Raw genomic sequence first — 8,547 nt, 5'->3', positions numbered from 1 at the left:
CGACTTGGCGTGGCGCACGTCGCAGCCCTGGTCGCGGCGACCCCGGCGCCCGTGCTGGCCACCACCCGCCTGGGGCTGAGCCGCCCGCACCCACTCCACGAGATCCCCGCCGCAGCCGATGAGTCCGACGTCGCGGCGGACGCCGCCGTTCCGGGCGAGACCCCGACGGCGATCGACGATGTGGCGGGCGGCCTGCTGCTCGCCACCCCGGCCACCCGCGAGGCGCTGGCCGACCTCGGCGCGCAGCTGCTGGCGCCATTGCTGCGCCACGACCGCGACAACGGTACCGAGCTGGCGGCGTCGCTGCGCGCGTTCCTCGACGCGAACGGCAACTGGGAGAGCGCATCTGCGGCGCTCGGCGTGCACCGACACACGCTGCGCACCCGCGTCCAGCGGGCGGAGGAGGTGCTGGGCTACGACCTATCCCCCGCACGCGTCCGTGCCGAGCTGCTGTTGGCGATGATCGCGACCGGCCACTGACCACCCGGGCTCACCGAGGGGCCGTGGCTCACCGAACGTCACGACGCTCACCGACGAGCGCCCCGTCTGTAAGCCACGGCACCGTCGTAAGCGTCGGCACCTTCAGTAGGCAGACCGACCTTCGACAAGCCACCTGCCACCCCAGGGTCGCTCACACCTGACAGGTGCTGCACCAGAACAGGTTCCGCCCCTCCATCGGCTGGTACGAGACGGGCGTACCACACACGCGACAGGACTCGCCGGCGCGCCGGTAGACGTATGTGCGCGGGCGGTCGGGAGCGTACGACGGTGCGCCGTGGTCGTGCTCGGCCCGCACGACGTGCATGCGGCCGCGCGCGACGCCGACCGGCATCAGATCCTGCAGATCCGCCCAGACACCGTCGAACTCGGCGCGGGAGACGAACCGGCCGGGGCGGTGCGGGTCGATCCCGGCACGGAACAGCACCTCCGCACGGTAGACGTTGCCGACGCCCGCGAGCACCTTCTGGTCCATCAGCAGCGCGCCGACCGGCCGGGCCGACCGGTGGATCCGTTGCCAGGCGCGATCGGGGTCCGATTCGGCCCGCAGCGGATCGGGACCGAGCCGCGCGAGCACCGCGTCGACCTGCTCCTCGGTGACCAGGTCGCACGCGGTGGGCCCGCGCAGGTCTGTGCCACCGCGCGGGCCGGCGATACGCATCCGGATCTGACCGACCGGCGGCTCGGGGCGGTCGAAGTCCGTGAACGCCCCGTACAGGCCGAGGTGGACGTGCACGATGGGCGCCGAGACTCCCGAGGCAGCCGGAATATAGTGGTGCCATAGATGTTTGCCCCACGCCTCGGCCCGCTCGAAGACGTGGCCGTCCAGCCGCGCGGCGCCGTCGGCGAACCGCCCCTGGGGGCTGGTGACTGCGACCTGCTCCCCCGCGAACAGCTCGGTGTGCCGGCGGGCGAGGCGGTGGAGGGTGTGCCCCTCCGGCACTACGCTGAGGGGACCTGCGGTGCGACGTGGTCCTTCTCGTACTCGGAGAGGATGTCGATGCGGCGCTGGTGGCGCGGCTCCTCCGACCACGGGGTCGACACGAAGGCGTCGACGATGGCCAGGGCCTCCTCGGTCGAGTGCATGCGGCCGCCGATGCCGATCAGCTGGGCGTTGTTGTGCTGCCGCGCCAGCTGCGCCGTCTCGACGCTCCACGCCAGCGCGCAGCGAGCGCCCGGCACCTTGTTGGCGGCGATCTGCTCACCGTTGCCGCTGCCACCCAGCACGATGCCGAGGCTGCCCGGGTCGGCGACCACCTTGACGGCGGCCGCGATACAGAACGCGGGGTAGTCGTCCTGGGCGTCGTAGGCGAAGGCACCGCAGTCGATCACCTCGTGTCCACCCGCTGCCAGGTGCTCGGCGATCTGTCCCTTGAGTTCGAAGCCGGCGTGGTCACCGCCGAGGTATACGCGCATGGTGCACAGTCTCGCACGCCGTGCCGGCCCACGGGACGCGCGCCTCGACGTCCGCTCGGAGTTCGCCTCCCCTTCGCCTCGCGCACACCCGCGGCCCGTCTCGTGCGGCTACTCCCCCGACTCCCGTCGCCGTCCACACCACGCGTCCCCCTCCGCTTCAGCGGTCGGCTCTGCGCTCGGAAGGGCCACGTCGGGCGGGGATGCGACCGTCGATAGGGCGGCGGGGCGCACCCGTCCGGACCCGTGCTCGCCCGGAAGTGAATACATTCGTGGACATGGCCGAGCCGAATCCGCCCCGACCCGACATACCGGACGCAGCCGGGCAGCCCGCAGCGCCGGGATCCGCTGCCGATCGCCCGCCCGCGGATCACCCGCCCACCTACTACCCGCCCGCCGACTACCCACCGGGCGGGTATCCGGCCCCGCCGGGGATCGGCGGCTCCGGACACCCCGCAGCGTTCGCCGGCCCGCCACGCCGGCATCCCGGCGAGATCCCACTGCTGGTGATCGTCGTCCTGATCACGGCGGCGATCTACATCGGAGCCCTCACATCCGTCATGCTCGGCGACCTCACCGGTCTCGGCCGGTACGCACTGGTGGCACTCACGCTGCCGTTCGTCGTCTGGGTCGGGCGCGGCGTGACGTGGGCCTCGCCACGGGTCAACGGGATCCAGATGACGCCGACGCAGTTCCCCGAGGGCTACGCGATGGTGCGCGAGGCGGCGGCGCGATACGGCCTGCGCGAGGTGCCCGACGGTTTCGTGGTGCTGGGCAACGGGCAGATCAACGCGTTCGCGTCCGGCCACCAGTTCCGCCGGTACGTGGTGGTGTACTCGGACATGTTCGAGGTGGGCGGCGCGGCCCGCAACCCGGATGCGCTGCGGTTCATCATCGGCCACGAGGTCGGCCACATCGCGGCGGGCCACGTCTCGTTCTGGCGGCAGCTGGGAACCGTGACGATGCAGTACATGCCCGTCCTCGGCAAGGCGCTGTCCCGATCGCAGGAGTACACGGCCGACAACTACGGCTACTACAACCGTCCGGCGGGCGCCCCCGGTGCGATCGGCCTGCTGGGCGGCGGCAAGTACCTGTGCGGTGAGGTCGATTTCGACCAGGTCGCCGACCGCGCGTCCGCCGACCGAGGCCTGTTCACCTGGCTGGTGAATCTGCAGGCCAGCCATCCTGTCCTCACCTGGCGGGCGGCGGCGCTGCGCAATCGCACTCGCGCCGGCGCCCTGTTCTTCGCGCCGTCGGTCGCTACGCGCGGCATCGGCGGCGGGGCGGTGGTGCCCGCGCCCGCGGTCCCGACGTTCGCCGAGCAGGAGGTCCTGGCTCCGCCACCGGGCGGGCGCTGAGCCCGCCCGGCACCGAGCATCAGTCGAACTCGGGGTTCTCGGTACGCGTGCGCTTGAGCTCGAAGAAGTGGGGGTACGACGCGAGCGCCACGGTGCCGTCCCACACCTTCCCGGCGTCCTCGCCGCGCGGAATGCGCGAGAGCACGGGGCCGAAGAACGCGATGCCGTTGACGTGGATCGTCGGGGTGCCCACATCGGGTCCCACCTTGTCCATGCCCGCGTGGTGGCTGAGGCGCAGGGCCTCGTCGTACTCGGTCGAGTCGGCGGCCTCCGCAAGCGCCGGATCCAGACCCACCTCGGCCAGCGACGCGGCGATGACGTCCGGCAGATCCTTGTTCCCCTCGTTGTGGATGCGCGTACCCATCGCGGTGTACAGCGGGAGCAGGATCTCGTCGCCCTTCGCCTGTGCGGCGGCGATCAGCACGCGCACGGGCCCCCACGCCGACTTCATCAGCTCGGCGTACTGCTCGGGTAGGTCGCGGCCCTCGTTGAGCACGGCGAGGCTCATGACGTGGAAGCTCGCCTCGATGTCGCGGACCTTCTCGACCTCGAGGATCCAGCGCGAGGTGATCCAGCACCAGGGACACAGCGGGTCGAACCAGAAGTCTGCGCGGTCTTTCGCGGGCGCGGTGGAGTCGGACACTGCGGTTCTCCAATCATCGGGTACGGGAATCGGGCGGGGCGTGCTCGTCCACGAGTGTGCAACAACCGGACGCCCCGAACCGTTCCCGTCGCTCCGCTCGCCCGGCCGCGCCCATCCCCCGTCGCTCCGCTCGCCCGCAAATCGGGTAGGTGTATGTGTATGGCTTCCCCGAACCTCACGCAGGACCAGGCCGCGCAACGCGCCTCCGCCGTCACCGTCAGCCGCTACGCGATCGATCTCGACCTCACCGACGGCGCAGGCGGCCCCGGCGAGCGCACGTTCGGCTCGACGACCACGGTGACCTTCGACGCGACCCCCGGCGCGGAGACGTTCATCGACCTGATCGCGGAGCCCGATTCGCTCACAGCGACCCTCAACGGCGCGCCCGTCGACACCTCCGGCTACACCGAGGAGACGGGCCTCGCCCTCACCGGGCTCGGCGAGCACAACGAGCTGATCGTGTCCGGCCGGTTCCGATACTCCAACACCGGCGAGGGCCTGCACCGCTTCGTCGACCGCACCGACGACGCGGTGTACCTGTACTCGCAGTTCGAGACCGCCGACGCCAAGCGGATGTTCGCGTGCTTCGACCAGCCCGACCTCAAGGCCGTCTACGACGTCACCGCCGTGGCCCCCGAGAGCTGGACGGTCGTCTCGAACGGTGCCGGCACGCCCGCCGACGCGGAGAACGGCACGCGCCGTTGGACGTTCGCAACCACACCGCTGCTGTCGACCTACCTGGTGGCACTGATCGCCGGCCCCTACGCGTCGTGGTCGGACACCTACACCGACGAGCACGGCACCATCGACCTGCGCCTGTTCTGCCGCGCCTCGCTCGCCGAGCACATGGACGCCGAGCGACTGTTCGCAGAGACCAAGCAGGGCTTCGGCTTCTACCACCGCAACTTCGGGATCCCCTACGCGTTCGGCAAGTACGACCAGCTGTTCGTGCCCGAGTTCAACGCCGGCGCGATGGAGAACGCCGGCGCCGTGACCTTCCTCGAGGACTACGTGTTCCGCTCCAAGGTCACGCGGTACCTGTACGAGCGCCGTGCCGAGACCGTGCTGCACGAGATGGCGCACATGTGGTTCGGCGACCTGGTCACGATGCAGTGGTGGGACGACCTGTGGCTCAACGAGTCCTTCGCCACCTTCGCGTCGGTGCTGAGCCAGGCCGAGGCCACCGAATACACCTCGGCGTGGACTACATTCGCGAACGTCGAGAAGTCCTGGGCGTATCGCCAGGACCAACTGCCGTCCACCCACCCCGTAGCCGCGGAGATCCCCGACCTGCAGGCGGTGGAGGTCAACTTCGACGGGATCACCTACGCCAAGGGTGCCTCCGTGCTCAAGCAGCTGGTCGCCTACGTCGGCCTGGAAGACTTCCTGGCCGGTCTGCGCAGCTACTTCCAGGCGCACAAGTTCTCCAACGCGACCTTCTCGGATCTGTTGGGCGCACTCGAGTCGGCCTCCGGTCGCGACCTGTCGGACTGGGGCGCCCAGTGGCTCAAGACCACCGGCATCAACATCCTCCGGCCCGACTTCGAGGTCGACGGTGACGGCCGCTTCACCCGGTTCGCGATCGTCCAGGAGGGCGCGCAGCCGGGCGCGGGCGAGTTCCGCACGCACCGCCTGGCGGTCGGCGTCTACTCCGATCACGACGGGAAGCTGGTGCGCACCGAGCGAGTCGAGCTCGACGTGACCGGCGAGCGGACCGACGTGCCCGAGCTGGTCGGCGTCGACCGCGGCCGCATCGTGCTGCTCAACGACGACGACCTCACCTACTGCTCGGTGCGGCTCGACCCCGACTCACTCGCCGAGGCCACTCGGCGGATCGGCGACATCGCCGACTCGCTCCCCCGCACCCTGGTGTGGTCCGCCGCCTGGGAGATGACCCGCCAGGCCGAGATGCGCGCCCGCGACTTCGTGGCGCTGATCGAGAGCGGCATCGGCGCCGAGACCGAGGTCGGCGTCGTGCAGCGGCTGCTGGTGCAGGCGCAGACCGCGCTCGGTTCGTACGCCGACCCGCAGTGGGCCGCCGCCGAGGGCTGGCCCTCGTTCTCGGCCCGGCTGCTCGCGCTGGCCCGCGCCGCCGAGCCCGGCTCCGACCATCAGCTCGCGTTCGTCAACGCGCTCGCCGGCTCGGTGCTCGGCGAGGCCGAGATCGCCGTCCTCCGTTCGCTTCTCGACGGCGAGTCGGCCGATCTGGACGGGCTCGCGGTGGACACCGATATGCGGTGGCGCCTCGTCATCGCGCTCGCCCGCTCGGGCGCCCTGGACGCCGACGGCACCACCGCGCCGGAGATCGAGGCGGAGATCGCCAAGGACCCGACGGCGACCGGCGAGCGCTCGGCCGCCACCGCCGAGGCGGCTCGGCCGCAGGCGCGGGTCAAGGAGGAGGCCTGGGAGAAGGTGTTCGGCGACGACACGCTGTCGAACACGCTCACCCGCGCGATCGCCGCCGGCATCGCCGCGCCCGGCCAGGGAGAACTGTTGGCGCCGTTCACCGCCCGTTACTTCGACGGCATCGACGCCGTGTGGTCGCGGCGCACGTCCGAGGTGGCGCAGACCGTGGTGATCGGGCTGTACCCGTCGTGGGACATCGACCCCGACGCGGTCGCGGCGGCCGACGCCTGGCTCGCGGGTGACCATCCCGCCGCACTGCGCAGGCTGGTCCTCGAGGGTCGCGACGGCGTCGCGCGCAGCCTCCGCGCCCGCGAGTTCGACCGCGCCTGACCACCATGTGCACGGTTCCGTCGGCCGCCAGGCCGACGGAACCGTGCACATGTTCAGGGCCTGGGGGCGCCGAACGCCGCCCGCAGCCACCACGGCGGGGCGAATTCCCGCCACTCCCCGTCCCGCAGGGCGAGCCGGTCCGCCACCGCCCACATGGCGGCCACGTTGTGTCCGTAGCCCAGATGACTGCCCAGGACCTCGATGTTCTCGGCCAGTGGAGACCGCTCGTCCAGGCATGTCCGCCACGAGACGATCCCGTCCAGCCGGCTGTAGATCGACGTCGCGGGGACCGGCAACGGCCCCTCGCCTGCCTCCAGGGGAAGGTCCAACTCGGCGACATGGAATCGTCGGAATGCTCCATACACGAGCCTGGCGTTGCTCTGATCGTGACGGGCGAGCTTGAACGGGCTGCCGAGCGTGATCACCTGCCGCACCAGATCAGGCCGTTGCCGGGTGACCTGGCGGGCGAAGATACCGCCGAGGCTCCAGCCGACCATGCTCACCGCACGCCCGTGCCGGTCGTGGATCTCGGCGAGCCGGTCCACGATGCCGGCCGAGATGCGATGCGTCGGACCGACGTTCACGCCCAAGTCCCACCCGTAGGTCGGATAACCGAGGCGCTTGAGGAACGCGCGCAGCGGCACCGTCAGCGCGTCACCGGTCCCCAGTCCGGGCAACACCAGCACGGGCTGCCCGTCGCCGAGCGGCGCGCGGGCGAGCACGGGCCAGGTCCAGCACAGGGTGCCGAACTCGCCGAGAGATCGGGCGTACTCCGTGGCCAGCAGCGGTAGCGACGGGGCGCGTCGGCGGGGCAGGACTTTGAGGGCGAGGCTCATCGGGTCAGCAGCCCACCATCGACAGGGACCGTGACCCCGGTCATGTAGCTGCCCGCGTCGCTGGCCATGAGCAGCAGCAGTCCGCACAGCTCCTCCGGGTCTCCCACACGCCCCGTCAGCGTGCGCGGGATGATCACCCGCGCGATGTAGTCGCCCTCGAACTCCGACGTCATCTCCGACGTGAAGTAGCCGGGTGCGATCGCATTGACGCGGATCCCCTTGCGACCGGTCCACTGCTGCGCGAGGTCTCGCGTAAGGCCGATGACCGCGGCCTTGCTCGCCGAATACGCCGCCTGCGGCAGCTCGGTCGTGGTGAGTCCCAGGACGCTGGCGATATTGATGATCGAACTGCCCGGCTTCATCACCCGGCCGCATTCCTGGGCCATCCAGTACGAGCCGTGCAGGTTCACGTCGATGATCGACCGGAAGTGCTCCGGTGTCTCGCGCGTGGCGGGCACCGCCGCCGCGACGCCGGCGTTGTTCACGAGCACGTCCACGCGCCCGAACTCCGCCATCGCGGACGCGACCACCGATGCGACGTCCTCGGGTCGGGCGACGTCGCAGCGCACCGGCAGTGCCCTGCGTCCCTCCGCCTCCACCAGCTTCCGGGTCTCGTCGAGCCGGTCGACCCGGCGAGCGGCGAGCACGACGTCGGCGCCCGCCTGGGCGAGCGCCCGCGCGAACGCCACTCCGAGCCCGCTGGACGCGCCGGTGACCACTGCCACCCGCCCATCGAGCCGGAACCTGTCCAGGACAGCCATATCTCTCCACTCCACTCGTGATCTCGTTGCGGGCGTGCGCCCGTCAGGACTCGATCGCGTCTGTGACGCCGACGGTGTCGAGCACCTCGCGCGCGTCCGCCGCCAGGTACGCGAGCATGATCAGGTCGTGCAGCGCGCCGTCGTGGTCGCGGATGTGGTCGCGCAGCAGCGCCTCACCCGTGAACCCCAGGTCGGCGAACATCTGCAGCACGGGCTCCTGCTCGGGTACCAGCTCGACGACGACCTTGCCCACCCCCGCGGTCAGCGCCCCGAGCAGGGCCGCCCGCACGAGGGCGCGCCCG

The 8,547-nt window shown here is 71.0% G+C and carries 9 protein-coding genes; 3 read left to right on the top strand and 6 right to left on the bottom strand.

Annotation, left to right across the window (positions count from 1 at the left end; genetic code table 11):
• On the top strand, window positions 1-480 hold a 480-nt coding region (locus ABD908_RS25470; protein ID WP_345001358.1), incomplete at its 5' end, for a PucR family transcriptional regulator.
• Window positions 481-631: 151 nt separating this feature from the next.
• Here ABD908_RS25470 and ABD908_RS25465 read toward each other — a convergent pair.
• Together ABD908_RS25465 and ABD908_RS25460 are read right to left on the bottom strand one after the other, a co-directional pair.
• Window positions 632-1,441, bottom strand: coding sequence for an Fpg/Nei family DNA glycosylase (locus tag ABD908_RS25465; RefSeq protein WP_345001356.1), 810 nt, complete (start codon window positions 1,439-1,441; stop codon window positions 632-634).
• Window positions 1,441-1,914: a ribose-5-phosphate isomerase gene (locus ABD908_RS25460; RefSeq protein WP_345001354.1), complete on the bottom strand. Its 474-nt coding sequence runs from the start codon at window positions 1,912-1,914 to the stop codon at window positions 1,441-1,443. The genes ABD908_RS25465 and ABD908_RS25460 overlap by 1 nt, the downstream gene beginning before the upstream one ends.
• Window positions 1,915-2,189: 275 nt before the next feature.
• Here ABD908_RS25460 and ABD908_RS25455 point away from each other — a divergent pair, with 275 nt between their 5' ends.
• A complete protein-coding gene (locus ABD908_RS25455; protein WP_345001352.1) occupies window positions 2,190-3,269 on the top strand; it encodes a M48 family metallopeptidase in 1,080 nt (359 codons plus the stop codon).
• Window positions 3,270-3,288: 19 nt separating this feature from the next.
• Here ABD908_RS25455 and ABD908_RS25450 read toward each other — a convergent pair whose 3' ends face one another.
• Window positions 3,289-3,912: a mycothiol-dependent nitroreductase Rv2466c family protein gene (locus ABD908_RS25450; RefSeq protein WP_345001350.1), complete on the bottom strand. Its 624-nt coding sequence runs from the start codon at window positions 3,910-3,912 to the stop codon at window positions 3,289-3,291.
• Between the two features lie 159 nt (window positions 3,913-4,071).
• Between ABD908_RS25450 and pepN the strand changes: the two genes are divergently transcribed.
• Entirely contained in the window at window positions 4,072-6,648 is a 2,577-nt protein-coding gene (gene pepN, locus ABD908_RS25445; RefSeq protein WP_345001348.1) for an aminopeptidase N, read from the top strand.
• A gap of 53 nt (window positions 6,649-6,701) precedes the next feature.
• On the opposite strand, the gene ABD908_RS25440 is transcribed toward pepN, so the two are convergent.
• From ABD908_RS25440 to ABD908_RS25430, 3 genes are all read right to left on the bottom strand, one after another.
• Entirely contained in the window at window positions 6,702-7,484 is a 783-nt protein-coding gene (locus tag ABD908_RS25440; RefSeq protein ID WP_345001346.1) for an esterase/lipase family protein, read from the bottom strand.
• Window positions 7,481-8,245, bottom strand: coding sequence for an SDR family NAD(P)-dependent oxidoreductase (locus tag ABD908_RS25435; RefSeq protein ID WP_345001344.1), 765 nt, complete (start codon window positions 8,243-8,245; stop codon window positions 7,481-7,483). Before ABD908_RS25435 ends, ABD908_RS25440 begins: the two co-directional genes overlap by 4 nt.
• Window positions 8,246-8,288: 43 nt before the next feature.
• Window positions 8,289-8,547 (bottom strand): GNAT family N-acetyltransferase (locus ABD908_RS25430; protein WP_486390777.1); only part of this gene is annotated, 259 nt, incomplete at its 5' end.

This window comes from Tsukamurella soli (assembly GCF_039541155.1).
GTDB classification, from domain to species: Bacteria; Actinomycetota; Actinomycetes; order Mycobacteriales; family Mycobacteriaceae; genus Tsukamurella; species Tsukamurella soli.
Note: the sequence above shows the minus strand (reverse complement) of the source record. Positions and strands in the feature narration are given on the sequence as shown.

Coding starts and splice junctions, on each gene's coding strand:
- ABD908_RS25460 (WP_345001354.1), bottom strand. CDS start 1,914: ATGCGCGTATACCTCGGCGGTGACCACGCCGGCTTCGAACTCAAGGGA.
- ABD908_RS25455 (WP_345001352.1), top strand. CDS start 2,190: ATGGCCGAGCCGAATCCGCCCCGACCCGACATACCGGACGCAGCCGGG.
- pepN (WP_345001348.1), top strand. CDS start 4,072: ATGGCTTCCCCGAACCTCACGCAGGACCAGGCCGCGCAACGCGCCTCC.
- ABD908_RS25440 (WP_345001346.1), bottom strand. CDS start 7,484: ATGAGCCTCGCCCTCAAAGTCCTGCCCCGCCGACGCGCCCCGTCGCTA.
- ABD908_RS25435 (WP_345001344.1), bottom strand. CDS start 8,245: ATGGCTGTCCTGGACAGGTTCCGGCTCGATGGGCGGGTGGCAGTGGTC.